General features: G+C 73.1%; 23 protein-coding genes and 2 pseudogenes. 17 read left to right on the forward strand and 8 right to left on the reverse strand.

Features of this window, described 5'->3' with window-relative positions:
* Positions 1 to 74 precede the first annotated feature (74 nt).
* A complete protein-coding gene (locus VNL12_RS13875; protein WP_325595535.1) occupies positions 75 to 3,716 on the reverse strand; it encodes a UvrD-helicase domain-containing protein in 3,642 nt (1,213 codons plus the stop codon).
* Complete coding sequence (locus VNL12_RS13880) at positions 3,709 to 6,990, reverse strand: PD-(D/E)XK nuclease family protein (protein ID WP_325595536.1); 3,282 nt, start codon at positions 6,988 to 6,990, stop codon at positions 3,709 to 3,711. The genes VNL12_RS13875 and VNL12_RS13880 overlap by 8 nt, the downstream gene beginning before the upstream one ends.
* Before the next feature lie 87 nt (positions 6,991 to 7,077).
* On the opposite strand from VNL12_RS13880, the gene VNL12_RS13885 reads away from it, so the two are divergent.
* From VNL12_RS13885 to VNL12_RS13910, 6 genes are all read left to right on the forward strand, one after another.
* A complete protein-coding gene (locus tag VNL12_RS13885) occupies positions 7,078 to 8,316 on the forward strand; it encodes an MFS transporter (RefSeq protein WP_325595537.1) in 1,239 nt (412 codons plus the stop codon).
* A gap of 58 nt (positions 8,317 to 8,374) precedes the next feature.
* Entirely contained in the window at positions 8,375 to 9,319 is a 945-nt protein-coding gene (locus tag VNL12_RS13890) for an SDR family NAD(P)-dependent oxidoreductase (protein WP_325595538.1), read from the forward strand.
* 235 nt (positions 9,320 to 9,554) lie between these two features.
* Positions 9,555 to 10,601, forward strand: a complete 1,047-nt coding sequence (locus VNL12_RS13895; RefSeq protein ID WP_325595558.1) for an alcohol dehydrogenase catalytic domain-containing protein — start codon at positions 9,555 to 9,557, stop codon at positions 10,599 to 10,601.
* A gap of 101 nt (positions 10,602 to 10,702) precedes the next feature.
* Positions 10,703 to 10,867: a hypothetical protein gene (locus VNL12_RS13900; RefSeq protein ID WP_325595539.1), complete on the forward strand. Its 165-nt coding sequence runs from the start codon at positions 10,703 to 10,705 to the stop codon at positions 10,865 to 10,867.
* A gap of 46 nt (positions 10,868 to 10,913) precedes the next feature.
* Complete coding sequence (locus VNL12_RS13905) at positions 10,914 to 11,735, forward strand: aminoglycoside phosphotransferase family protein (RefSeq protein WP_325595540.1); 822 nt, start codon at positions 10,914 to 10,916, stop codon at positions 11,733 to 11,735.
* A gap of 62 nt (positions 11,736 to 11,797) precedes the next feature.
* A complete protein-coding gene (locus VNL12_RS13910) occupies positions 11,798 to 12,784 on the forward strand; it encodes a hypothetical protein (RefSeq protein WP_325595541.1) in 987 nt (328 codons plus the stop codon).
* A gap of 31 nt (positions 12,785 to 12,815) precedes the next feature.
* Here the strand turns inward: VNL12_RS13910 and VNL12_RS13915 are convergent, their stop codons facing one another.
* Positions 12,816 to 12,965, reverse strand: a complete 150-nt coding sequence (locus VNL12_RS13915) for a hypothetical protein (RefSeq protein ID WP_325595542.1) — start codon at positions 12,963 to 12,965, stop codon at positions 12,816 to 12,818.
* 79 nt (positions 12,966 to 13,044) lie between these two features.
* On the opposite strand from VNL12_RS13915, the gene VNL12_RS13920 reads away from it, so the two are divergent.
* The 3 genes and pseudogenes from VNL12_RS13920 to VNL12_RS20965 form a co-directional block, all read left to right on the forward strand.
* Positions 13,045 to 13,452: a MerR family transcriptional regulator gene (locus VNL12_RS13920; RefSeq protein WP_325595543.1), complete on the forward strand. Its 408-nt coding sequence runs from the start codon at positions 13,045 to 13,047 to the stop codon at positions 13,450 to 13,452.
* Between the two features lie 116 nt (positions 13,453 to 13,568).
* A complete protein-coding gene (locus VNL12_RS13925; protein ID WP_325595544.1) occupies positions 13,569 to 13,952 on the forward strand; it encodes a hypothetical protein in 384 nt (127 codons plus the stop codon).
* A gap of 410 nt (positions 13,953 to 14,362) precedes the next feature.
* Positions 14,363 to 14,701 (forward strand): annotated as a pseudogene (locus VNL12_RS20965) (FKBP-type peptidyl-prolyl cis-trans isomerase); the annotation flags it as partial.
* 235 nt (positions 14,702 to 14,936) lie between these two features.
* Here the strand turns inward: VNL12_RS20965 and VNL12_RS13935 are convergent.
* Positions 14,937 to 15,545: a TetR family transcriptional regulator gene (locus tag VNL12_RS13935; RefSeq protein ID WP_325595546.1), complete on the reverse strand. Its 609-nt coding sequence runs from the start codon at positions 15,543 to 15,545 to the stop codon at positions 14,937 to 14,939.
* 94 nt (positions 15,546 to 15,639) lie between these two features.
* On the opposite strand from VNL12_RS13935, the gene VNL12_RS13940 reads away from it, so the two are divergent.
* The 3 genes from VNL12_RS13940 (at position 15,640) to VNL12_RS13950 (ending at position 17,442) form a co-directional block, all read left to right on the forward strand.
* The gene (locus VNL12_RS13940; RefSeq protein ID WP_325595547.1) at positions 15,640 to 15,921 is read left to right on the forward strand and encodes a hypothetical protein; all 282 of its coding nucleotides are present in this window, start codon (positions 15,640 to 15,642) and stop codon (positions 15,919 to 15,921) included.
* Between the two features lie 90 nt (positions 15,922 to 16,011).
* On the forward strand, positions 16,012 to 17,016 hold the full coding sequence (locus tag VNL12_RS13945) for a mechanosensitive ion channel family protein (protein ID WP_325595548.1): 1,005 nt from the start codon (positions 16,012 to 16,014) through the stop codon (positions 17,014 to 17,016).
* A 99-nt stretch (positions 17,017 to 17,115) separates the two neighbouring features.
* Positions 17,116 to 17,442, forward strand: coding sequence for a hypothetical protein (locus VNL12_RS13950; protein ID WP_325595549.1), 327 nt, complete (start codon positions 17,116 to 17,118; stop codon positions 17,440 to 17,442).
* A gap of 46 nt (positions 17,443 to 17,488) precedes the next feature.
* Here VNL12_RS13950 and valS read toward each other — a convergent pair whose 3' ends face one another.
* Positions 17,489 to 20,086 carry a valine--tRNA ligase gene (valS, locus tag VNL12_RS13955; protein ID WP_325595550.1) on the reverse strand — a complete coding sequence of 866 codons (2,598 nt, stop codon included), beginning with the start codon at positions 20,084 to 20,086 and terminating at the stop codon, positions 17,489 to 17,491.
* Positions 20,087 to 20,292: 206 nt separating this feature from the next.
* On the opposite strand from valS, the gene cysS reads away from it, so the two are divergent.
* Positions 20,293 to 21,729 carry a cysteine--tRNA ligase gene (cysS, locus tag VNL12_RS13960; RefSeq protein WP_325595551.1) on the forward strand — a complete coding sequence of 479 codons (1,437 nt, stop codon included), beginning with the start codon at positions 20,293 to 20,295 and terminating at the stop codon, positions 21,727 to 21,729.
* A gap of 133 nt (positions 21,730 to 21,862) precedes the next feature.
* Positions 21,863 to 23,095: an acyl-CoA dehydrogenase family protein gene (locus VNL12_RS13965; protein ID WP_325595552.1), complete on the forward strand. Its 1,233-nt coding sequence runs from the start codon at positions 21,863 to 21,865 to the stop codon at positions 23,093 to 23,095.
* 98 nt (positions 23,096 to 23,193) lie between these two features.
* Here the strand turns inward: VNL12_RS13965 and VNL12_RS13970 are convergent, their stop codons facing one another.
* Entirely contained in the window at positions 23,194 to 23,361 is a 168-nt protein-coding gene (locus VNL12_RS13970; protein WP_325595553.1) for a hypothetical protein, read from the reverse strand.
* Between the two features lie 9 nt (positions 23,362 to 23,370).
* On the opposite strand from VNL12_RS13970, the gene VNL12_RS13975 reads away from it, so the two are divergent.
* The 3 genes and pseudogenes from VNL12_RS13975 to VNL12_RS13985 all read left to right on the forward strand — a co-directional run.
* Complete coding sequence (locus VNL12_RS13975; protein WP_325595554.1) at positions 23,371 to 24,129, forward strand: tyrosine-type recombinase/integrase; 759 nt, start codon at positions 23,371 to 23,373, stop codon at positions 24,127 to 24,129.
* Positions 24,126 to 24,434: a hypothetical protein gene (locus tag VNL12_RS13980; RefSeq protein ID WP_325595555.1), complete on the forward strand. Its 309-nt coding sequence runs from the start codon at positions 24,126 to 24,128 to the stop codon at positions 24,432 to 24,434. Before VNL12_RS13975 ends, VNL12_RS13980 begins: the two co-directional genes overlap by 4 nt.
* 57 nt (positions 24,435 to 24,491) lie before the next feature.
* Positions 24,492 to 24,737 (forward strand): annotated as a pseudogene (locus tag VNL12_RS13985) (integrase core domain-containing protein); the annotation flags it as partial.
* Here the strand turns inward: VNL12_RS13985 and VNL12_RS13990 are convergent.
* Positions 24,694 to 24,936 (reverse strand): hypothetical protein, encoded by a 243-nt coding sequence (locus tag VNL12_RS13990; RefSeq protein ID WP_325595556.1) that lies wholly within the window; start codon positions 24,934 to 24,936, stop codon positions 24,694 to 24,696. The pseudogene VNL12_RS13985 and the gene VNL12_RS13990 sit on opposite strands and share 44 nt — an antisense overlap.
* A 181-nt stretch (positions 24,937 to 25,117) precedes the next feature.
* Positions 25,118 to 25,325 (reverse strand): hypothetical protein (locus VNL12_RS13995; RefSeq protein WP_325595557.1); only part of this gene is annotated, 208 nt, incomplete at its 5' end.

Here is a 25,325-nt window from a genome sequence, read left to right on the forward strand (position 1 = left end):
GGGGCCATCGCGGCTCCGCCGGGAGATCGCTTCGATCGGGATGCGGCTCGACCTCAAGGTTCTTCCGGCTGGGCTCAGCCGACCTCGACGGTGTGGCCGGCGACGACGGCGGCCTCCACCTCAGCGGTCGCGGTGGGCAGGTCATCGAGGTGGCGCTCGACGACGCCGTCGGGGGTGAGGAAGCAGAACGTGACCCGCACCACCGCCTCGCCCGTCGCCCGGCCGACGGTGAGGGCGTAGGCCGCGCCCTGGCGCCGGTAGCCGGCGACCCGGCGGTCGAGCTCGGCCGGCTCGGCGGTGGCCGCGGTCTTGTAGTCGACGACCACCAGGCCGTCGGGCGAGCGGTAGAGGAGGTCGACGTAGCCCTCGAGGAGGCGGCCGTCGGGCCCGCCGACCGGGGTGCCGGCATAGATCTCCCGCCAGTGCGGTGCGGCCGCGGCCGCGACCACCGACGGCGAGGCCAGGGCCTGGCCCACGAGGTCGCGCACGGTGTCGGCCCGGTCAGGGACGGCCTCGGCCTGGCACTGGGCCGCGACCGCATGGTCGAGGGCGGGGTCGTCGGCCGCGGCGTCGAGGTCGACGGTCTGGAGCACGCCGTGGACCGCCCGTCCCACTGCGGTGCCGTAGCGGCCCTTGAGCCACGGCGGTCGGTCGAGGTCGCCGGGTCGCTTGCGCAGCCCAGCGTCCTCGCCGTCGGGCGCCATGTCGAGGTCGCGCGAGCGTCGGGGTCCGCCGAGGTCGAGGGCGAGCTGGTCACCGGGGGTGGGCTCGGGGGCCGGGCCCGCTTCGGGGTCGTCCGGGCCGGCGCCGGCGTCGTCGGGTGCCTCGACGTCGGGGCGGCCCTCGTCGGTGAGGGCGGTGGCGGCGACGGTGGTGGGTCGCCGGGCCGCGGTGAGGGCGGCGACGTGCGCCGCGGCCCAGACCTCGTAGGGCTCGGGCGGCGCCACCGGCGTGGCGCGGGCCGCAGGTCCCGGCGCCAGGTCATGGTCGGCGGCGTCGGGGAGGGCGTCGAGCACCGCCTCACCCATGCCGTCGACCAGCAGCTCGGCGTTGGTGCGGGTGGCGGGCGACGCCTGCGCGCTCCGGCGGGCCACCCGGTGCAGCGAAACCACGAGGTGGTCGCGGGCCCGGGTGGTGGCCACGTAGAGCAGGCGGACCCGCTCGTCGAAGGCCATCTGCTCGTCAACCGGTCGCGACGCCGCGAACTCCGGGGTCTCGGCGTTCTTGCCCAGGTAGTAGGCCACCCCACCCTCGGGCGGGAACCGGGCGTCGCCGACGCGGGGACCGTGGCCGGGCCGGCTCGAGAGGCCGGATACGATGGTGATCGGGAACTCGAGGCCCTTGGCCGCGTGGATGGTCATGATCCGCACCGCGTCGTCGTCAGTCTCGGGGAGGACGGCCTCGGCGACCCGTGCCCCCTCGACGGTCTGGTGGCCGACCCAGTCGAGGTAGTCGCGCAGGTCGCCGCCGGTGGCGTCGGACCAGGCCCGGGCCTGGTCGATGACGAACCGGATGCGGCGCCAGACGTCGCGGGGCCGGCCTTCGGCGAACGCCAGCTCGAGGGCCCGGCGGTCGCGGGCGATGGTCTCGATCAGGGCCGGGGGGCTGATCCACACCCGCTGGTGGTGCCACTCGGCCAGGGCCGCCAACCCCGCCGCGACTGGGTCGTCGGCGGGGACGGTCTCGGGCTGGGGGGCCAGGTAGCTCCAACGGCCGCCGCTCTCGACCCGGAACCGGTACAGGTCGTCGTCGCCGCACCCGAACAGGGGCGAGCGCAGGGCCGAGACCACCCGCAGCTCGTCGGTGGGGTCGGCCACCGCCCGCACCACCATCAGCAGGTCGCGCACCGCCCGAGTGGCGTAGACGAGCGAGCTGGCCTCGGCCCGGTAGGCGATGCCGGCCTCGGTGAGGGCGTCCTCCAGGTACGGCAACGAGGTGCGCGCCGGCACCAGGATGGTGACGTCGCCCAGGGTGGCGTCGCGCCAGCCGTCGGCCCCGTCGGCCACCGGCCAGGGCTCGGCGACGGCTCGTTGGATCGTGGCCACCACGTCTGCGGCCTCGGCCTCGCGCACCGTGGCGGCCCGGGTGCCGGGCTCGTGGACGTCCCGACCGAGCACCGCGACCGGGGGCCCCGACGGGGGGTCGCGGCGCACGGCGGTGAGCGGGGCGTAGGCCGGCTGGGAGTCGACCAGCAGGTCGTTGACCGGCGCTTCGGCCAGCAGGCAGGCGAAGGTGGTGTTGACCCAGTCGATCACGCCGTCGACGGTGCGGAAGTTGGTGCTGAGGGTGACCGGTGGACCGTCGGCCGAGAAGCGGCGGGAGGCGGCCATGAACACAGCGATGTCGGCCCGCCGGAACCGGTAGATCGATTGCTTCGGGTCGCCCACCACGAAGAGCCGGCCCGGCGCGACCTCGACCTGGTCCCAGGGGTCGGAGCGGGCCGCCTCGGAGGTGGGGTCGGCCGCCGCGATGCGCACGGCCAGCTCGATCTGGATCGGGTCGGTGTCCTGGAACTCGTCGAGCAGCAGGCGCTGGTAGCGGTCGTGGAGGGAGGACCGGACGCGGGCGCCGTGGGTGGGGTGGCGCAGCACGGCGCGGGCCAGCACGAGCAGGTCGTGGAACTCGAGAGCGCCGGCGCGGCGGCGCTCCTGGGCGGAGGTGAGCGTGTACCGCCGGATGGCCGAGGCCAGGTGGTGGGCGCACGCAGTGGCGACCGCGCCGGCCACCGCGTCGAGGGCGTCGCCCGCCTCGCGCAGCGCCTCCGCGGCGGCGGCCTTGGCGTCCTTCGAGCCCCACGCCTTCATCACCCCGGCGCCGCCGGGACGGAATCCGAGCGTGCCGCCCCCGACCTTGCGACGCTCACCGGTGATGGCCTCGAGGAGGGCGACCTCGTCGTCGATGTCGCGGACGGCAGCGGCCCACTCGGATACGTCGTCGAGCCATAGGCACAGGCGGTCGGTGGGGTCGCCGCAGGCGCTGCGGTGCCGGCACGCCTCGTCGACCGCGTCGAAGGCGGCGGCGGCCAGGTCGTGCACGCTCGGAGGCGCAGGGTGGTCGGGGTCGACGCGCTCCTCGACGAGGTCCCAGTTGCTGTTGAACGTGCGGGCCAGGGCGTGGGGCGTGGTGTCGCGGGTGCCCGACGCGAACAGGAGGAGGAGGGTGCGCTCGTAGGCGGGGTCCTCGAACAGCTCGTCGCTGAAGCGAGCCCAGCGGCGCTCGAACTCGACGCCCGAGGTCACCTCGTCGAGCACCTCGACCCGCGGGGGCAGGCCGGCCTCGACCGGGTGCTCGGAGAGGATGCGCTGGGCAAAGGAGTGCAGGGTGCCGATGGCGGCCCCGTCGAGGTCGTCCAGCGCGGCGCGGCAGGCCGCGGCCCGATCCGTGTCGCCCTCGGCCGCCACGGTCTGCTCGAGGGTGCGGCGCAGCCGCTCGCGCAGCTCGGCCCCTGCCTTCTCCGTGAAGGTGATGGCGGCGACCGACGCCAGGGGGACCGGGTCGGGACCGAGCGTCGGGTCGGCCGGCTCGGTGACGAGGGCCCGCACCCGATCGACCAGGGCCGTGGTCTTGCCCGAGCCGGCGCCGGCCTCGACGAAGAGGGTCTGGTCGAGGACCGTCCCGATCGAATCGCGGGCGGCCTGGTCCGGGGGCGGCGGTGGCTCGGCGGGTGGGGCCGGTGGCGGCGGTGGCTGCTCGGGGGCTAGGGGGGCGTCAGCCACCGGCGACCACCTCGGCGTCGGCCCCGGTGTCGACCCCAGACTGCCCCTCGTCCGTGACCCGCCGCTCCGGCCCGGCCGTCACGTCGGGGTTGATCCTTCGCTCGGGGTCGATGAGGGTGAGGTAGCCGGCCAGGGCGGGGTCGTCGGCCATCTCCGCCCAGGTCCGCCGGAGGTCGGCCACGCCCAGGAAGTCCGGATCGCAGCTCCAGCACGGGTTGAACGGCGCACCGGTCTGCTCGGTGGGGTGGGCCGGGAAGGTGCCGCGTTCGATGCCCTCGACGATGAGCCCGAGGGTCTCGGAGATGCGCTCGGTGACGGCGGCGGTCAGCTCGTAGCCGCGGCGGGTGAAGCCCGCCTTGCGGGAGGTGAACCAGTACTCGGCCCGGACGCGGGCGTCGGGCTCCCCCACCGCGGCGCGCGCCGCGGCGCCGTAGACGGCAAGTTGGAGGCGGGTGCCGCCCTGGTCGGGGTTCTCCTCGGACAGGCTGACGAAGTCGCGATCGCTGCCGGTCTTGTAGTCGGCGACCAGCAGCCCGCCGGCGCCGGTGCGGTCGACGCGGTCGGCCTTGCCCTTGAACTGCACGTGGCGGCCATCGGGTAGGGGTAGGGCCACGGGGTCGACGGCGTCGCGGTCGGCGCCGAAGGCGAGCTCGGCGGCCAGGTGCCGGCTCCCCTCGACGTCGCGCACCTCCTCGTCGAAGGTCAGGGTGGCATCGAGGTCGGCGAGGATGCGGGCCCGGTCCCGGTTCCAGAACAGGGTGCGCCCGGTGCGGCCCTGGGCCTCGTAGCCGGCGCAAGCGGTGAGGCCGAGGTCGCGCAGCCGGGCCCGATCGGCCGCCGTCCAGCGGTCGTGCGGGCCCGGGCGCTGCGGTTCGGGTCGGGCCAGGACCTCGAGCACGAAGCGCTCCAGCACGTCGTGGATGAGGCTGCCCCGGTCGAGCGGTGAGATCGTCAGGGCGTCCTCGGGGTTCTCCAGCTCGCGGACGCCCAGGACGCTGCTCAGGAAGTAGTCGAACGGGCAGCGGGCCCATCGCTCCAGCCCGGTGGCCGACGCGGTGCGGGCCGTCTCGGGGTCGGCCGGCGACGACAGCGCCAGGCCCGCGAGGTTGCCGTCGAACCGGGTGAGGCGCGGTGACGACCGGCCCTCGACCAGCTCGGCTCCGGCGATGAGCACCGGGTCGCCCAGGGCGCGGACGGGCGCGAACGACCGGGAGCCGGTGCCCGTTGCCAGCAAGGTCCGCAACCGGTGTTCCTGCGGGGTCGCCGGCACCGACAGGTGGCGGAGGCCGTGGTCGAACGACTGCACGTGGGTGAGCCACGGGGCCCGAGCGGCGGCCAGCTCCGGCGCCCACCAGCGCTCGCCGGCGAGGGTGGAGGCGACGTCGAGCAGCCAGCGCGACGGCACCCGCTCGTTGCTGCGGCGCAGGTCGCCCCGGGGGTACGAGAGCACCTGGCTGCGGCCCGAGGCCAGGGCCGCGACCAGCTCGCGGTGCTGGCGGCCGACGAGGTCGCGCCGTAGCGGGAGCAGGCCGCCGGCGGCCCGGCGCTCACGGTCGGGCAGGAGGGAGTCGTCGCGGGGGGCCGAGGGCACCAGACCCTCGGCCAGGCCGACCACCACCACCAGGTCGAGGTCGAGGCCCGCGCCCATGGCCAGGGTGCTGACCAGCACGCCGTCGCCGAAGCGGCCGACCCGGCCGAGGTCGGACTCCAGCTCGACGGCCAACGTGCGGGCCACGACGTCGAGCGGAACCGTGCCGGCCTCGACCGCGCCCAGCGCCCCCAGCCGGTCGATGGCCAGCTCGACCCGCTCGGCCGCCCGGCGCTCGGCCCCGTCGTCGGGCCAGCGGGTGCGGTGGGCGGCGGAGCCGACCGCGCGGTGGAGAACCCGCCGGAGCCAGCGGCTGTGCTCGGCCCAGGTGCGGGGTCGCGACGCGGCCCGGTCGAGGTCGCCGACCAGCTCGAGCACGAACGTGCGGAGGTCGCGTGCCCGGGTCGCGGCCCGCCGCGAGCGCTCGACCCGCCACTGCGGCCCGTCGTCGGCGACGACGGCCACCGCCTCGGCGTCGAGGCCATCGGCCAGGGCGGCCAAGCGCTGGTCCCAGTGCTCCCGTCCCCGGACGACACCCGCGTCGCGCGAGAGGGTCTCCCACGCCGCCAGGGGCGGCCGCCGACCGTCGTGGAGCACGGGGGCACCGTTGAGCCAGGCCAGCACCGCGTGGCGCGACCAGCCCTGCTCGGGCAGGTCAAGCAGACCGGTGAGCGCCCGGCCCGCCACCCGGGCCGAGACGGCCACCGGCGACGCCCCGTTGCGGCCGATGCCGGCGGCCGCCAGGTGCTCGTGCAGCAGCCGGGCGTAGGGATCGGGCGCGGCGTGCAGGATGGCGATGCGGTCGAGGGGGGTGCCGGCCCGGGCGGCGTCGACCACGGCGCGCACGGCGGCGCGCACCTCGTCATCAGCGTCGGACGTGCTGAGGATGCGGGTGCGGTCGGCGGCCACCGGTGGCGGAGCGGGCGACGGTGCCGGGGTGTCGATCCCGAGCCGGGCCAGCGAGGTGAGGACCTCGTCGTCGGCCGCCCCGGTGGCGGCGAGGCCGGCGACGACGGTGACCGGCACGATCTCGCCGACGGCGCGCAGCAGCTCCGCGGCGTGCAGGGAGACCACCTGCGGGAGGTGGACCACCACCGCGCCCAGCTCGGCCCCGGTCCGGGGCTCGGAGCGGAGCCGGGCGGCGGCGGCGGCGGTGAGGTCCTCCTCGTCGTACCAATCGGGGGCGAGGACGGCGCGCGTCGCTCGGTGGATGCGCACGACGTCCGCGGCGCGGGTCCCGGTCGCGGCCACTGCGCCGAGGGCGGCGGGGGGCACGTCGCGCAGCTCGCGGTAGGTGGCGACCAGGGCGGTCTCGGTGGCAGGGTGGTCGGCGACCTCGGCGAAGAGCCCCGGTTCGGCCCCCAGCACCCCGCGGACCGCCGCGGCCAGCACGGGGGTGGAGACCGGCCGGCGGCCCTGGCCGGCGAGGGCGGCGGAGCCCAGCAGCTCGGCCAAGCGGTAGGTGGTCAGGAACGTCACGCCGGCCAGGCCGACGCCGCGGCCGCAGACGGGCCCGAGCCGCCCCGAGCCCAGCAACCGGCGCGCGGTGACACCCACGTGGTTGGACGGCACGACCACGGTGACCGGCGCGAGGGGCTCGTCGGCCTTGGCGGCGGAGACAGCGTCGCGCAGGGCGTGGGCGGCGTCGGGGCCGTAGCGCACCGTGACCAGGTTGATCGGGGGCATCGGAGGCCACCTTACGCAGGGGGTGCGACAGCCTCGCCCGACCCGGCGTCGGGAAGGGTGCGGGGCGTCGCGTGGTTGGCTAGCCCCGTGACCCTCGACGCCTCACCCGCCGACGGGCGGGCCCCCGAGAGGCTGGTCACCCCCACCTTCGGGCTCATCGTGGTGGCCGCGCTGGGCTACTTCACCGCTCTCGGGATGCTCCTGCCGGTGCTGCCCCGCTACGTCGAGGACACCCTCGGCGGCGGCGGCGTGGCGGTCGGCGTGGCCGTCGGCGCCTTCGCGGTGTCGGCCGCGTTGATCCGCCCGGCCGTGGGGCGCCTCGGTGACCGGCTGGGCCGGCGGCCGCTCGCCGTGGTCGGCGGCGCCGTCGCGGCCGCATCTATCGCCGGCTACGGGCTGGTGGCCTCGCTGCCGGTGCTCGTCGCCTTCCGGCTCGTCACCGGCCTGGGCGAGGCCGCGTTCTTCGTGGGCGTGGCGACCGCGGCGCAGGACCTCAGCCCCGATGACCGCCGGGGTGAGGCCGCCTCGTTCTTCTCCATCTCGATCTACGGCGGCCTGGCCATCGGGCCGTTCCTGGGCGAGACGCTCTACCGCAGCGGCGGGGCCGGACGGGTGTGGCTGGTGGCGACGATCCTCGCCACCTTCGGATCGCTGGTCGCCCTGCTGATCCCGGCCCACCTGGGTCGGGCGCCGGCCGAGAGCCGTCCGAGCGACGTCGTCGAGGGACCGGAGAGTGACGGTGACGGTGATCGGCCCCGCCGCAGGATCCTGCACCCCGCGGCGGTGATGCCGGGCACGATCCTGCTGCTCGGGCTCATCGGCTTCGCCGCCTTCAGCTCGTTCCTGGCGCTGCACCTCGACGACCTCGGCATCGACGACGCCGGCCCGTACTTCTTGCTCTACGGCATCTCCGTGCTGGTCGTCCGCATCTTCGGCGCCCGCATCCCCGACCGCTTCGGCGCCGGGCGCACCACCACGGTCTCACTGCTCTCGGTCGCCGCCGGCATGGCCGTGATCGCGGCGGTCGACGCCCCCGGCGCCATCTTCGCCGGCACCCTGATCTTCTCGGTCGGCATGTCGCTGCTGTTCCCCGCCCTCTTCGGCCTGGCCATCAACACCGCACCGGCCGCCGAGCGAAGCCACGCGGTGGGCACCTTCTCGCTGTTCTTCGACCTGTCCCAGGGGCTCGGGGCACCGGTGTTGGGCCTCTTCGTCGATCTCGCCGGAACCGACCGGGCCGCGTTCGTCGTGGCCGGGCTCGTCGCCCTCGTTGGTCTGATCATGGCCCGCGTGCGCCTCCCCCGCCTCGTCCGAGTGTCAGCCTGAGGCGGGCTCGGCCCGGTCGGACCGGTGCTACGTTCGCCGCCGACCGAGGGAGCCAGGCATGGAATCGTTCGACGGGAAGCTCGCGGTGGTGACCGGCGGCGGGACCGGCATGGGTCGTGAGCTGGTGGTCCAGCTCGCCGCCCGAGGCTGTTCGGTCGCGACGTGCGACGTCCACGTCGACACGCTGGCCGACACCGAGCGACGGGCGCTGGACGGCGCGCCCGCCGGCGTCCGCGTCAGCACCCATCGGGGCGACGTGTCCGACGCCGCGGCCATGGAGCGCTTCCGCGACGAGGTGCTCGCCGAGCACGCCACCGACCACCTCGAGCTGGTGTTCAACAACGCCGGCATCGGCGGCGGCGGCAGCTTCGTGACCGGCGACCGGGCCGAGTGGGAGCGCACCTTCGCGGTGTGCTGGGGCGGCGTCTACAACACCAGCCGGGCCTTCCTCCCGCTGCTGGTGGCGGCCGAAGAGGGGGCCCTGGTCAACACCAGCAGCGTCAACGGGTTCTGGGCCGCCCTCGGCCCCGGCATCCCGCACACCGCCTACAGCACGGCCAAGTTCGCGGTGAAGGGCTTCTCCGAGGCGCTCATCGAGGACCTGCGGGTCAACGCCCCGCACGTGGCGGTCCACGTGGTGATGCCCGGCCACATCGGCACCGACATCATGAACAACAGCCGCCGCATCCACCGCGGCGACGGGAGCGAGGAGCCCGACCAGCTCGAGCGCAGCAAGGAGCTCCTGGGTCGCGCCGGCCTCGACGTCGAGGCCCTGAGCGGCGACGAGGTGCGCGACCTCGTCGAGGGCTTCGGCGACATGTTCCGCGACACCGCGCCCATGACCGCCGCCCGCGCCGCAACCGTGATCCTCGACGGGGTGGCCGACGGTCGCTGGCGGATCCTCGTCGGCGACGACGCCGTCGCCCTCGACGCCGCGGTCCGCGCCGACCCGGAAGCCAGCTACGCCCCGGGCCGCGCCTCGTTCTTCGGGTTCCTCAGCTGATCGGCGGTCATCGGTGGCCGGGGGCACTGCGGTCGACACAGGCGTGGTCAGCGCGCCCGGCTCGCACTGCCACCGAACCGGGGCGCGACGTGGTCGCCCCACGACCACTCCGCGCCCCGGAACGTGACCGGGCGCCAACTGAGCGCGCCCCGGGCCCTCCGCGGTGCGCCGTCGGCGACCGCCAGCGGCCGCGGTGCACCGTCGGCGACCGCCAGGGGCGATGCACGTGGCTGAGATGATGACGGCGTACCGGGTCGTGGCCTGGCAGCGGCCGCCCGAGCTCGTCGAGGTCCCGGTGCCCGACGTCGGACCCGGCCAGGTGCTCGTCGAGGTGGCCGGGTGCGGCTTGTGCCACTCCGACCTGACGATGGTGCAGATGCCCGGCGAGATCGGCGAGGCCCTGGGCTGGCGGGTGCCGTTCACGCTCGGCCACGAGACCGCGGGTCACGTCGCCGCAATCGGAACCGGGGTCGGGGGCGTCGCTGTCGGCGACGCGGTGGCTCTCACCTCGCCGTCGTCGTGCGGTGCGTGCGCCCACTGCCGGGCCGGGCGCGACAGCGCCTGCGCCCACGGCGACACCGGTCGGGGTTACGGCCGCGACGGTGGCCTGGCCCGCTACGTCCTCGTCGATGGACCCCGCAACCTCCTGCCGCTGGGATCCTTCGACCCGCGCCGGGCCGGGCCGCTCACCGATGCCGGCGCCACGTCGTTCCACGCCGTCCGCCGGGCGGCGGTCGAGCTCGGCCTCGGATCTGCGGCGGTGGTGATCGGGGTGGGCGGGCTCGGGTCGTTCGCGGTGCAGATCCTCCGGGCCGTCACCGGCGCCGAGGTCGTGGCCGTCGACGTCGACCCCCGCCGACGCGAGCTGGCTCTCGAGTTCGGCGCCCACCACGTCCTGGACGGCGCCGCCGACGGTCTGCACCGCCAGCTGCGCACCTGTGCCGGCCGCGGAGCTGACGGCGTCGACGCAGTGATCGACATCGTCGGCACTGACGCCACGATCAAGGCCGGTCTCCGCGCCCTGCGGCGGGGCGGCGTGTTCGTCCTCGTCGGCGCGGGTGGGGGCAGCTACCCCCGGCCGTGGTTCGGCGGCCTGCCCCGCGAGGCGACGATCACCGCCGTGCAGGGTTCGTCGATCGCCGATGCCCGTGGGGTGATCGCCCTCGCCGCCGAGGGCCGGGTGTACGTCGACATCGACGAGTTCCCCCTCGCCCGGGTGGCCGACGCCTACGCCGCCCTCGACGCCGGCACCCTCACCGGCCGCGCCGTCGTCGTGCCCTGACACCCGACGGTCCCCCTTCACGCACATGAGGAAGCGTCGATCGAGCCTCGGTCAAGTCCTCTCCACGGTCACCGCATGAAACGCCCCGTACACTCGTGGACATGTCCACCGTCTCGCGTCCGGAGAACCCGGAGGGCTTGACCGTGCTGTCTCCGCAGGAGGCGCTCGGACGGGCTCGGCCGCTACCCAGCGATGAGGACATGGCCATCGACGGTCTCACCGACGATGAGTGGAGGGCCTTCGAGACGGCGCTCGCTGAGCGGTGATCGGGTCGGTCGACCCGGCCGTGGTGGTCGACACCATGGTCGTGTCGTGACCGACAGCCCGGGCCCGTTCGAACGCCCGCTCGCCGGTGGGTCCCGGACCGAGGTGACCGAGGCCGGGGGCGTGGTCTTCCGCTCGCCCGGTCCCCAGAGCCCGACGGTGATCGCCCTGCTGCGCCACCTCGAGGACGCCGGCTTCCCCGCGTCGCCGAGGGTCGTCGGGACCGGCTTCGATCCCGAGGGCCGGGAGACGCTCGCCTACATCGAGGGCGAGAGCCCCCAGCCGCGGCCCTGGAGCGACGAGGCGCTGGCGTCGATCGGCGACCTGGTGTGCCGGCTCCACGTCGCCACGGCCACGTTCGTCCCGCCTCCGACCCCTCGATGGCAACCGTCGCCCACGCGGGACCTCCCGGGCGATCGGCCCGTGATTGGCCATGGCGACCTGGGGCCTTGGAACATCCTCGCCCGCGACGGCCTGCCGGTCGCCTTCATCGACTGGGACACCGCCGGGCCCGTCGACGCCACCTGGGACCTTGCTCTGGCGGCGTGGCTGAACGTGCAGCTCCACGACGACGACGTGGCCGAGCTCGCCGGGTTGGCACCGGCGGCGACTCGCGCGCGACAGCTGCGGGGCCTGGTCGACGCCTACGGGCTCGACCGGGTCCGCCGTGAGCGCTTCGTCAGCCAGCTCGCCGAGGTCGCGATCCACGACGCCGCCCACGAGGCGGTCAGCGGCGCGGTGACACCAGGGTCGACCGACGCCGTCGATGCCACCGGCTTCCCCGTCATGTGGGCCATCGCCTGGCGGGCGAGGAGCGCGGCGTGGATCCTCCGCCACCGCACCCTGTTGGGACGGGCCCTCGGCGCCTGACATCCGGGTCACGGGCGGCGGGGGAGGAGCAGGTCGGCGCCGGGCTCGGCATCATGGAGGACATGACGCTCACCGATCCGCCGACCTCCGTCGGCCTCCCGGTCGGTCTGGCCCTCGAGGACTGGACGGGCGACGCCCGGTTCCACGAGTACACGCGGGCCGCCAACCCCGTCGGGCGCTCCACCTCGCTCGTCCCCGTGGAGCAGTTCCCCGCGTCGCTCCACCACAACGTCCCCACGGGCATCGTCGCGCTGGACCTGAGTGCGCCGCTCGCCATCGACGGCGGCCCGGCCACCAGCCCGGCACTGCTGGCCTCGTTCGTCACCGTACGGGCCGGCGACGAGCTGGCCACCGCCCCCGTCGCCACCTCGGAGATCTACGTGGTGTTGGCCGGCGAGGGCACCACCACCGTCGACTGCACGAGCGTCGGCGGCGACACCCACGACACCACATCGGTCGCGTGGGCCACCGGCGACGTGATCGCCCTGCCCGGCCTCTGCCGCTCGACCCACCGGGCGTCGGCCGATGCCACCCTCTACTGGGTCACCGACGAGCCACTGCTGCGCTACCTCGGCGTCGCCCCCACGGAGCCCCGGCTGCGCCCGACGCTGTTCACCGCAGCGCGCTGCACCGAGGAGCTGGCCCGGGTCGCCGCCGACCCCGCCGCCGAGCGCCGCAACCGGGTGAGCGTCCTGCTCAACAACGCGGAGCAGGACCAGACCCTCACCGCCACCCACGTGCTGTGGGCCATGGTCGGGCTGCTACCGGTCGACGCCGTGCAGAAGCCGCACCGCCACCAGTCCGTCGCCCTCGACCTCATCCTCGACTGCGAACCCGGCTGCTACACGCGGGTCGGACCCCGCCTGTCCGACGACGGCGAGATCCTCGACGCCCGGCGGGTCGACTGGGAGCCCGGCGGTGCGTTCGTCACCCCGCCGGGCTGGTGGCACTCCCATCACAACGAGAGCGGCGCTCCGGCCCGCCTCCTGCCGGTGCAGGACGCCGGCCTCCACACCTACCTGCGCACCCTCGACATCCGCTTCTCGTAGCAGCCACTGAGTCCGGAGCGAACCTCCATTGTCAGGTGGCCACCGTCTCCATCGTCTCGCCGCAGCAACACGTCGGGTTGGCGGTGCCCGGACAATCTGACGGGGCACCCTTGGTGACCGTGACCTCGCAGCCGCACGACTCGATCGTGCAGCGGTAGACCTCACCCTTTTGGAACGCCATTGGTATCTCCTCGGTAGTCGTTGGGGTCCCCGGACGGTAGAACGTTGACCCAACGTCAAGGTCAAGGCGGAGCATGCTGATGAGCAGCTACACGATCGGAGAGGCGGCGCGAGCTGCGGGGGTCACCGCCCGCGCCGCCAGGCTGTACGAGTCGAGGGGCTTGGTGCCGGAGGTCGACCGCACCGTCTCCGGGTACCGGCTCTTCACCGATGAGCACGTCGAGGCCTTCAAGTTCATACGGCGCGGACGAAGCCTTGGCCTGTCGCTCGACGCCATCGCGGAGATCATGGAGATCGCGGCCCGCGGGGAGCCGTGTTGCGACCGCACCCAGGCCCTGCTGGCCCAGCGCCTCGACCAGATCGACACCGCCATGGCGGACCTGCAACGCCTCCGGGAGTCGGTCACCCAAGCCCAGAGGGTCAGCGCAGACCAGCCGTCGGGTTCGCGGTGCGTCGTCATCGAGCAGGCCAACGTGTCGAGCACGTAGGTGATCTGCGGCTCGATCTGGACACCATCGACGGCGGCCATGCCGGTGTTGGGCCCGATGAGATGAACAGGTTGGGAACCTGGGTCGAATGTCACACGGCGTGCCAGGATGCGGCCATGGACGACCGCACCACTGCCCGCGGCGTGGCCGTCGGCCGCGTCGGCTTCGGACTGCTCATGCTCGTCGCCCCGCGCCTGCTCACCCGGCGCAGCGGCAACCGCCAGGACCCCCCGGTGCCCTACGTCTGGTGGCTGCGGGCCTTCGGCATCCGCGACGCGGTGTTGGGCGCCGGCACGCTCATGGCCCTCTCCGACGGCGACGGGCCGGCCGCGGCGCGCTGGGTGCAGGTGGGCGCCGCGGCCGACACCCTCGATGCCGCCATCGCCCTCGTGTACGGCCGCGAGCTCGATCGCCGCGGGCGCCTCGGGACCCTGGCCCTGGCGGTTCCGGCATCGATCATCGGGTGGAAGAGCGCCGCCGGCTTGGCCTCGGGGCACTGATTGCACGTTGCGTCGCGCGTCGCGGTCGCCGCCTCGGCGGGAACCGGGGTTGCGCTCTCGGCCCGGCCTCGGACGGGGGAGCTGCGACCCGCGTGCCCACGGCCGCGTCCTTGGCGCCGCACCGCGGCCGGTAGGGTTCCGCCCCGATGTCTGCACTCCCGACCCCCCGCCCCGCCCCACGCCCCCGCCCCGCCACGCGCCGCCGCCTCGCCGCCATGGCGGCGACCGCCGCCCTGCTCCTGCTCACCGCGGCCTGCGGTGGTGACGACGACGGCAACGTCGTCGCGGACGTCACCGAGGACTCCGACCTGCCGACGCAATCGGCCCCGACCACGATCGAGAGCGCCGAGGGCAAGGAGTGCCAGGAGGCCACCGACATCCCCGAGGCCGAGGGCAAGCCCGACGTCGAGATGCCCGTCGGCGAGACGCCCACCGAGCTCCAGCAGATGGACATCACCCCCGGCGACGGGGCCGAGGCCGAGCTCGGCAAGGCCATCTCGGTCCACTACGTCGGCGTCGCGTGCTCGACCGGCATGCAGTTCGACTCCTCGTGGGATCGCGAGATGCCCGCGGACTTCACCCTCACCGAGGGTCAACTCATCGAGGGCTGGACCGAGGGCATCCCAGGCATGAAGGTCGGCGGCCGCCGCATGCTGGTCATTCCCTCCGACCTGGCCTACGGCCCCGAGGGCAACCAGGGCATTGCTCCCGACGAGGCCCTGGTGTTCGTCATCGACCTCCTCGAGGTGAGCGATGCCCCGCCCGAGGGCGAGGCCCCGGCTCCGCCGCCCGAGGGTGAGGCCCCCGCGGAGGGTGAGACGACGGTCCCGCCCGAGGGGGACGCGCCGGGCGAGGGCGACGCCCCGGCAGAGGGTGAGACGACGGTCCCGGCCGAGGGCGAGGGTGACGCCCCGGCCACCACCGCCGCCGAGGGCTGAGCGGATACGCCACGGGCGGCGATCTCGCCCGGCGCGACCTCGAGGCTCAGTCCGCGTCGACCAGGGCCGGATCGCGGCGAGCGATGGTCAGCGTCTCCTCGGCCATCGCCGGCAGGTCGCCGGTCATCCCGGCGGTGAGCCACAGCAGGATCGCCGTGGTCCAGCTGCGGATCACCTGGTTGGCCACGAGGCGGGGCCGGGCATCGGCGTCGTGGGCCACGCCGAGTCGTCCGGCGAGGTGCTCGGCCACGATCATCGCCAGGCGGTCGTGGTGGCCGGCGAAGCGATCAGCCAGGCTCGGCACGCTGAAGAAGACCTGGGTCTGGACCTTCACCAGCTCCTGACGCTCGCTGATGTCCTCCGCGAGGTGGGCGATCAAGGCCCGGGCCGTCGCCCCGATCGGCTCGTCGGGGCGGGTGGCCAGGAAGGCCCGCAGGTCATCCTCCCGGCGGGTGTGCTCGGTTAGGAGCACGGCGTCCTTGGTGGCGTAGTAGCGGAAGAACGTCCGCTGCGAGACGCCGGCGACATCGGTGATGTCCTGGACGGTCGTCTCGTCGTACCCGCGAGCCAAGAAGAGCTCGATGGCCGACTGCTGCAGGGCCGTCGCCGTCGCCTGCTTCTTGCGGGCCCGGAGCCCGGGCTGCATCATCGCCATGACGCCCAACTTATCGCCTCGATCCCATTGACTGAGCAACGATCCTGGGCACGTGGGCAGTTCAGAGCCGTCCGCCGGCAGTAGCGTCGGGGTCGTGGATCGGACTGCTGCGGCGCGCGAGCTGGGGGTTCCGGTCAGCGCGCCGGCGACGCTCGTGGAGAAGGCCTTCCGCCACGCCGTGCGGGTGCGCCACCCCGACGTCGGCGGAGACGCGGTGTCGTTCCGGCGGGCGACCGAGGCCCGGACGATCCTGCTGCGCCCCACGCCGCCCGATCCCGTCGGACGGGTGGTCGACGTCATCGTCCGGTACCACCCTGCGGTCCGCCTGGTGGAGGCCCTGGCCCGCGCCGTCGACCGTCGCACCGCGGCGCGCTGAGGACCCCGGGCCCGTGACCGAGGCCACGCCGCACCGGGCCCCGGGCGTCGTGGGGTCGGCCGTCACGCTCCCCTAGGGTCGTGGGCCGTCATGCCCGCGTCCCCGATCATCGTCGCTCAAGCCGAGGGGTCGACCACCTCCACCACCGATGCCTCCGACGGCATCGCCTACCGCAACGTCGAGGAGTGGACCGGCAGCGAGACGTGGGCCAACGTCGCCAGCTGGGCGTTCGACAAGCCGCTGCGCATCCTGGTCATCTGGCTCGTGGCGTGGATCGTCGCCAAGGTCGTGCGGCGTCTCATCCGCCGCTTCTCCGACCACATCGTCGGGTCGGTGGGCTCGGGGCACCTCAAGCGGGCGCGAGAGCGGGCGCCCAACCTCCTCGTGAGCGCCCAGGTCCCGAGCGTGCGCTCGGCGGCGCGGGCCGAGACGATCAGCGGGGTGCTCAAGAGCATCTCCTCCGGGGTCGTCTACGCCTTCGCCGTCGCCTACTCACTCGAGGTCATCGGCCTGAACCTCGGCCCGCTCATCGCCGGCGCCGGCGTGGTCGGCGTGGCCCTGGGCTTCGGGGCTCAGAGCCTCGTCCGTGACTTCCTGTCGGGCACGTTCATCCTCATCGAGGACCAGTACGGCGTGGGCGACATCGTCGATCTGGGCGACGCCGTCGGCACCGTCGAGGCCGTCAACCTGCGCACCACCCGGCTCCGCGACGTGAACGGCACGGTCTGGCACGTGCCCAACGGCGAGATCCTCCGGGTCGGCAACAAGTCCCAGCAGTGGGCGCGCGCCCTGCTCGACATCGTCGTGGCCCAGGGCACCGACGTCGAGCGGGCCCTGGTGATCCTGAAGGACGTGGCCGACGAGGTCGCCGGGCGCCCCGAGCTGGCCCTCGACGTGCTCGAGGAGGCCGAGGTCTGGGGGGTGGAGGACCTCTCCCCCATGGGCATCACCCTCCGGCTCGTCGTCAAGACGCTGCCGGGCTCGCAGTGGAAGGTGATGCGGGCCCTGCGCCGGGAGCTGCAGGCCGCGCTTGCCGCCGCCGGCATCGAGATGCCCACCGGCACGGTCCTCCCCCCGGCCCCGCCTGCGGCGTGACGCGACGCCGGTCAGCCGGGTCGGCCGGTTGGCTGGCGATGGAGCCTTCGGGGCGCGCCGGTGTGCGGCGGAGATGGGCCGCCGCTACCGTTCGCGTCGATGGCCGACGAGAGAACCCACCCCCGCCCCGACCAGGCCGAGGAGCCGATCGACGACGTGGGTGCGAGCAACGTCGACCTCGACGAGGCTCGCCACGGCGCAACCCACACCTCCCCGGCGGTGCCGGAGCCCGGTCACGAGCCCGATGACCACCTGGTCCACGATGACCACGGCCATGACGTGCACGTTGACGACCACGGCGGCGACCACCCGACCGAGGATCCCAAGTGGGTCATCGGTCCGCTGGTGATCGGCGTGGTCATCGGCATCGTGCTGGTGATCGTCCTCGGCCTCCAGAGCGGCGCCAACCCCTTCCACCAGCTCTAGCGAGATCCGACCTCCATCGTCACCACCGCTCAGGCTCGGGTGCCGATCAGCCGTCGGCCAGGGCGACCCGGATCTCGTTCTCGGTGCCGTTGGTCGACGCGCTCCAGGTGAGCTCGGCGATGCGCCCGGCGTCGCGGACGTCCTGCGCGGCGCCGGCGAGGGCGGCGAGGCGCCGGTCGGTGTCGTCCACCGCGACCGACGTGACCTCGGCGCGCATGGAGACCTTGGCGTCGGACTTGGCCCTGCGGACCGCGCCCAAGACGTCCGCACACACTGCGAGCACCGCCGGGTCAGCGTCGCCGGCCTCCGCTCGGAGCGCATCGGCATCGGGCCAGGGAGCCCGGTGGATCGAGCCGTCCTGCCACCACGACCAGACCTCCTCGCTGGCATACGGCAGGAACGGGGCGAAGAGCCGTAGCAGGGCGGAGAGGGCGAGCTCGAGGGTGGCGCGGGCCGACGCGGCCCCGGTGTCGTCGGGGTCCTCGCCGTAGGCCCGGGTCTTGACCAGCTCCAGGTAGTCGTCGCAGAACGACCAGAAGAACGTCTCGGTCCGCTGGAGGGCCCGGGCGTAGTCGTAGGCGTCGAAGGCCCGGGTGGCCTCCTGAACGAGGTCGGCCAGGGCGACGAGCACCGAGCGGTCGAGGGCTTCGGTGGGCGCCGCCCCCTCGGGTGCGGGGCCGAGGTTGATGGCGAAGCGGCTGGCGTTCAGGATCTTGATGGCGAGACGGCGGCCGACCTTCATCTGGCCGGGGTCGAAGGCGGTGTCGGTGCCGGGTCGGCCGCTGGCGGCCCAGTACCGCACCGCGTCGGAGCCGTGCTGGTGGAGCAGCTCGGTGGGCACGACCACGTTGCCCTTGGACTTGGACATCTTCTTGCGGTCAGGGTCGAGGATCCACCCTGACAGGGCGGTGTTGCGCCATGGCGGCGTGCTCGTCTCGAAGTGGGAGCGCACCACTGTTGAGAACAGCCAGGTGCGGATGATGTCGTGGGCCTGGGGGCGCAGATCCATGGGGTAGGTCAGGGCGAAGAGGTCGGGGTCCTCCTCCCAGCCGCAGGCGAGCAACGGCGTGAGCGACGAGGTCGCCCACGTGTCGAGCACGTCGGGGTCGCCGACGAAGCCGCCGGGCTGGCCACGCTGGTCGTCGGTGAAGTCGGGCGGGACGTGGGATTGAGGGTCGACGGGCAGGTCCGCCTCGTCGGGGACGATCGGATCGTCGTGGTCGGGCCGGCCCTCGGCGTCGAGGCGGTACCAGAGGGGGACCGGCACGCCGAAGAAGCGCTGGCGGGAGACCAGCCAGTCGCCGTTGAGGCCCTCGACCCAGTTCTCGTAGCGGTGGCGCATGAACTCGGGGTGCCAGTCGAGCTCACGCCCTCGGTCGACGAGCGCCTCGCGCAGGTCGGCCGAGCGGCCGCCGTTGCGGATGTACCACTGGCGGGTGGTGATGATCTCGAGCGGCTTCTCGCCCCGCTCGTAGAACTTCACCGGGTGGGTGATCTTCTCCGGCTCGCCGAGCAGCTCGCCGCCCTCGCGCAGCAGCTCGACCATCACCTGCTGGGCGCCGCCCGCGCCCTTGCCGGCGATGCGCCCGTAGGCGTGGCGCGCGCGGTCGGTGGTCAGCCAGGGCGGCGGATCGAAAGCGAAGCGACCGTCCTTGCCGATGACGGGCCGGGTGTCGAGGTCGAGCTCGCGCCACCAGATGACGTCGGTGGTGTCGCCGAAGGTGCAGATCATCGCCATGCCGGTGCCCTTGTCCGGCTGGGCCAGGGGGTGGGCCCGGATCGGCACCTCGACACCGAAGACCGGCGTGGTGGCCGTGGTGCCGAAGAGGCCCTGGTAGCGCTCGTCGTCGGGGTGGGCGACGAGCCCGACGCAGGACACCAGCAGCTCGGGCCGGGTCGTGGAGATGGTGAGGTCGCCGGCGCCGTCGGTGCGGTGGAACGCGATGTCGTGGTAGGCGGCGGGGCGGACGCGGTCCTCGAGCTCGGCCTGGGCCACCGCGGTCTGGTAGGTCGTGTCCCAGAGGCTGGGTGCCTCCTGCGAGTAGGCCTCGCCCCGGGCCAGGTTGCGGAGGAACGCCCGCTGGCTCGTGCGCTGGGTGCGCTGGCTGACCGTCGTGTACTGCAGGGTCCAGTCGACCGACAGCCCGACGAGGCGGAAGAGGTCCTCGAAGACCTTCTCGTCGCTGGCCGTGAGCTCCTCGCAGAGGTCGATGAAGTTGCGGCGGCTGATCGGGACGAAGTCCTGGCGCTTGGTGGCGACGTCGGCCGGCGGGCTGAAGTCCGGGTCGTGGGGCACCGTCGGATCGCAGGTGACGCCGTAGTAGTTCTCGACCCGGCGCTCGGTGGGCAGGCCGTTGTCGTCCCATCCCATCGGGTAGAAGACGTCCTTGCCCCGCATGCGCTGGTAGCGGGCGATGGTGTCGGTGTGGGTGTAGCTGAAGATGTGCCCGACGTGCAGCGATCCCGACGCCGTCGGCGGCGGCGTGTCGATCGAGTACACCTCGGCGCGCGTCCGGTCGCCGGCGAACCGGTAGGTGCCGTTCGTCTCCCAGCGCTCGACCCAGCGGGCCTCGAGCCCTTCGAGCGCAGGCTTGTCGGGGACGGTGCGCTCGGCGCGCGGCGACGGCGTTCCGGGCTCGGTCATGGGCCGAGAGTACCGACCCCCGTCGAGCGCCTCCGAACCGGTTGGCGCCGTTCTGTCGGGCCCTTGCCCCGACCGCCGCCGTCGATCCCGACGACATCGTCGGGGGCGGGGACGAATCCGGCGGCCACGGCGAGACGAGGACTGGGTCGACGGCATCGGGTCGATGTTCGGCGGGGGAGGGGCCAGACATCGGCCATGATCGGGGCGTGGCCGAGCGGACACCGACACCGGGGCTGGAGGAGATCCGGCTGTACGACACCCGTCGCCGCGCCGTCGTGGCCTTCGAGCCCCTGGAGCCCGGCCGGGCGGGGATCTACACGTGCGGACCCACCGTCTACGCCCCGCAGACCCTGGGCAACATGCGTCCGCAGCTGTACCCGGACCTGCTCCGCCGGGTGCTGATGGCGGCGGGCTACGAGGTCACGTACGTCACCAACATCACCGATGTGGGCCACCTCGTCTCCGACGCCGATGAGGGTGACGACAAGCTGGAGACGGCGGCGGCCACCTCGGGGCGGACCGCGACCGAGATCGCCGCCACCTACACCGAGCAGTGGGCCACCGACCGTCGCCGCCTCGGCTGCCTGGAGCCCCACATCGTCCCCCGGGCCGCCGACCACGTCGACGACCAGATCGCCATGGTCCGCACCCTGGAGACCCAGGGCCACACCTACGTGATCGACGACGGCGTCTACTTCGACACGTCCACCTTCGATCGCTACGCGGAGTTCGCCCGTCTCCGCCTCGACGACCTGGAGGCCACCGGGCGGGTCGACGCCATCGAAGCCAAGCGCCACCCGGCCGACTTCGCCCTGTGGAAGCTCACGCCGCCCGGCGTGCGACGCCAGCAGGAGTGGGACTCGCCGTGGGGTCGGGGCTTCCCCGGGTGGCACATCGAGTGCTCGGCCATGGCCACTCGATACCTGGGCACCACCTTCGACATCCACACCGGGGGCATCGACCACGTCCGGGTGCACCACACCAACGAGGTGGCCCAGAGCGAGTGCGCCCTCGGTGTCCACCCCTGGGTGTCGATCTGGCTGCACAACGAGTTCCTCGACCTCGGCGGGGAGAAGGTCTCCAAGTCCGCCGGTCACGTGCTCGTCGTCGACTCGCTGGTCGAGCTCGGCATCGAGCCGATGGCCTACCGGTACTTCTTCCTCCAGGCCCACTACCGCCAGAAGCAGGACTTCTCCTTCGACGCGGTGGATGCGGCCGGCACCGCCCTGCGCCGTCTCATCGGCCACGCCGTGGCGGCTCGCGACGCCGACGGCGCGGCCGACCCGGCCCGAGTCGAGCCCCACCTGCGGCGCTTCTGGAGGTTCCTGGCCGACGATCTCAACGCCCCCCGGGCCCTGGCCGTGGTGTGGGACGTGGTCCGGGCCGACGACCTCAGCCCGGCCGAGGTCTGGGCCTTCCTGGTCGACGCCGATCGGGCCCTCGGGTTCGGACTGGCCGAAGCCGAGGCACCCGATGCCGATGCCTCCGGGTCCGACCCCCGCATCGACGCCCTCGTGGCCGAGCGCGCCGCGGCCCGCGCCGCGCGGGACTTCGGCACCTCGGACCGCATCCGCGACGCGCTGGCGGCCGAGGGCGTCGACGTCGTCGACACCGCCGACGGCGCCACCTGGCGTCGTCGCTGACTCGACCGCTCGTCATCTCTTCCCGCTCGTGACCGACACGTGAAGTGGCACATCGGTCAGCGACGGGCCTACCGTTGGTTACCGGCCGGTAACCTCCAGCGGCCGACCAGCACCCGACCCCGGGAGTCACCCCATGTCCGACTTCTCTCTTGCTCTCAACGAGGATCAGCTCCAGCTGCAGAAGTGGGTGCACGACTTCGCCGCCAACGTCGTCCGCCCCGCCGCCGAGGAGTGGGACGAGCGGGAGGAGTTCCCGTGGCCCATCGTCGAGGAGGCGGCCAAGATCGGCCTGTACGGCTTCGACTTCATGGCCCAGGCCATGCTGGGCGACCCGACCGGGCTGACCCTGCCGCTGGCCATCGAGGAGCTCTTCTGGGGTGACGCAGGCATCGGCCTGTCGATCTTCGGCTCCGGCCTGGCGGCCGCGGGGATCGCCGGCAACGGCACCCCCGAGCAGGTGGGGGAGTGGGTTCCGCAGTGCTACGGCACGCCCGAGAAGGTCGCCCTCGGCGCCTTCTGCGTCTCGGAGCCCGATGCCGGCTCCGACGTCTCGTCGCTGCGCACCCGCGCCGTGTACGACGAGGCCAGCGACGAGTGGGTGCTCAACGGCACCAAGGCGTGGGCCACCAACGGCGGCATCGCGGACATCCACGTGGTGGTGGCCGCGGTCGACCCCGAGCTGCGGGGTCGCGGCCAGGCCAGCTTCGTCATCCCGCCCGCCACGCCCGGCCTCTCCCAGGGCCAGAAGTACAAGAAGCACGGCATCAAGGCGTCGCACACCGCCGAAGTCGTCCTCGACGACGTGCGCATCCCGGGCTCGTGCCTCTTGGGCGGCAAGGACAAGCTCGACGAGAAGCTGGCGCGAGCCCGCGAGGCGCTCACCAAGCCCAAGACCGGGGGCAGCGGCAAGCAGCCGGCCATGGCCACCTTCGAGGCCACCCGTCCCGCCGTCGGGGCCCAGGCCATCGGCATCGCCCGGGCGGCCTATGAGTACTCGCTCGAGTACGCCCAGGAGCGCAAGGCGTTCGGCAAGCCGATCATCATGCACCAGTCGATCGCGTTCATGCTCGCCGACATGATCACCGAGATCGACGCCTCCCGGCTGCTCGTGCACCGCGCCGCCTGGCTCTCACGCAACGGCAAGTACGTCAACGCCGAGGGCAGCCAGTCGAAGCTCAAGGCCGGTCGCACCGCGGTGTGGGTCACCGAGCGGGCCATCCAGATCCTCGGCGGCTACGGCTACACCCGTGAGTACCCCGTCGAGCGCTGGCATCGCGACGCCAAGATCTTCGACATCTTCGAGGGCACCGAGCAGATCCAGCAGCTCGTCATCGCCCGCGCCATCAGCGGCCTCCGCATCGAGTAGCGGCCGGCGGGGTGCGCGCACGACACGAGGTCGCGTGGCGTGGGTCCCTGGTGCCAGAAGACGCCGACAACTGTGCGCCGCGATGTCGTCGGCACGGCTCACACGTAGGCGCCCTCGACGAACGCCTCGGCCGCGCCGCGGACCTTCTCGACCTCTCCGGCGGCGAGGACGTCGATGGGGCGCTCCCGGTCCAGGAGCCGGTTGCGGGCCCGGAGCCACTGCGCCACACCCCTCGGGGTCAGCGCGTCCACGAGATCGCCGGGCACGGATCGTGGTTGAAGGTCCCGCTCGGCAAGCTCGACACCGAACGCATGGTCCCCCTCGACGACGAGACCGTCACCCTGGTTGAACGCATCGCCGCCACCCGCACCCCGGGCCGGCCACTCCGACATCCTCGCTCGGGACGGCCGACCCAGTTCCTCTTCACCCACCACGGCCGCCGCCTCTCCCAGTCCGCGGTGCGCAAGGAGTTGACCCGCAGCGCTCAAGCAGCCGGGATCGGCCACGTCACCCCCCATCAACTGCGTCACACCTACGCCACAGCGTTGGTCAACGCCGGCGTGTCGCTCCAAGCGTTGATGGCCCTACTCGGTCACGTCTCAGCCGAGATGAGCCTGCGCTACGCGCACCTCTTCGACAGCACCGTCCGCGCCGAGTTCGAGCGCGCCCTCGACCTGGCCAAGACCCGCATCGGAACCATGCCCGCACCCAACGGCCGACCACTCATCCCCGTCACCGCCACGACCAGCAGCGGGAGCGACGAGTGGCGTGACGCCCCGGCGATCAAGTCACGCCTCGCCGGCGGCCACTGCCTACGCGCCCCCGCCCAAGGTGCCTGCCCCTACGCCAACATCTGCGAACACTGCCCCAGCTTCCGGACCGACACCGCCTCGATCGCCGTGCTCTCGGCCCAACGTGTCGACACCGAAGCCCTCGTCGTCGACGCCGAAGCACGGGGCTGGATCCACGAAGCCGACCGTCACCGCAAGCTCCTCGCCCGCCTCGACTCCCTCATCGAACAGACCGCGGGATGACCGACAACGTCAACCTCGTCGAAGCCGCCTGCACCGAACTCGCCGGACGTGACAAGGCCATCACCTTCACCGCCGTCGCCGACCACGCAGGCATCAGCCGCACCACCCTCTACCGCAACCCACAGCTCCACGCGATCGTCGAAGAACACCGCAGCCACACCCACGACCGGCGCACCCTCACCGGCCTCAGCGCCGAGATCGGCCACCTCCGAACCGCCCTCGAAGCCGTCGCCGACCGAGTCCGCCACCACGAAGAACGACTCCGACGAATCGAATCCCGCCAGCCTCGCCGCAAGGCCAACTGACTCAGCCCGCCGCACCTCCTGAGCCTGCTTCAGCCCAGGCCCAGATTGGCCGGATAATCCTATGACAACGCGCTGGCCGAGACGATCAACGGCCTCTACAAGGCCGAGCTGATCCACCGTAGGGGCCCGTGGCGCGACCTCGACGCCGTTGAGCTGGGCACCTTGGGCTGGGTGCACTGGTTCAACACCGAACGGCTCCACGGCGCTCTGGGCGATGTCCCGCCGGCGGAGTTCGAGGCCGCCTGGGCCGAGGGGCTGCTCAACGAAGAGGCAGCGGGCGTTCCTGCCAAGATCGCCTTGTGACCGGGTCGTAGCGCAGCCACCGGAACCGCCGGTGCGCGGACTGGGCGGTCACCCCAAGCGCACCGGCGATCTCCGACCACGGCGCCCCGTGGTGCAACGCCCGGGCGATCTCCCGTTCCCGGTCGGCCTCCGCCGTCGCAATTGTGGCGGTGCGCCCGGCGATGCCGGCCAGCGCGGCATGCTTGTGACGGTCAGCCATCGCATCAGTATACGCTGACGACAGGGGCCCTTGTCAGCATCTGCTGATGGAGCCGAGCCCGTCTCTTGCGGCCCCCCCCTTCACATCGACGACGGAATCCAGATCAGCAGGGCCCGCAAGGCAGCCTCGGATTGCGCTCGCAGCAACCCGTGAAGCTGACGTTCCGCACTTCTCGGGGGCGTTATCGACCCCCACCGGTCGTGGTTCCGGTGGTGGCGTTGGTGTAGGTGTCGGCGGGGATGCCGAGCAGGTCGAGGACTTGGTGTTGTAGGGGTGTGAGGGTGGGTTCGAAGGTCTGGGCGACGCGTCCGTGGTCGATGAGGTGGTGGCGGGCGACGCTGGTGAAGATGTCGAGCACCCGGGGGGCGCTGGGGGCGGGGCAGGCGCGT

Source organism: Iamia sp., from assembly GCF_035575815.1.
Lineage (GTDB): Bacteria > Actinomycetota > Acidimicrobiia > Acidimicrobiales > Iamiaceae > Iamia.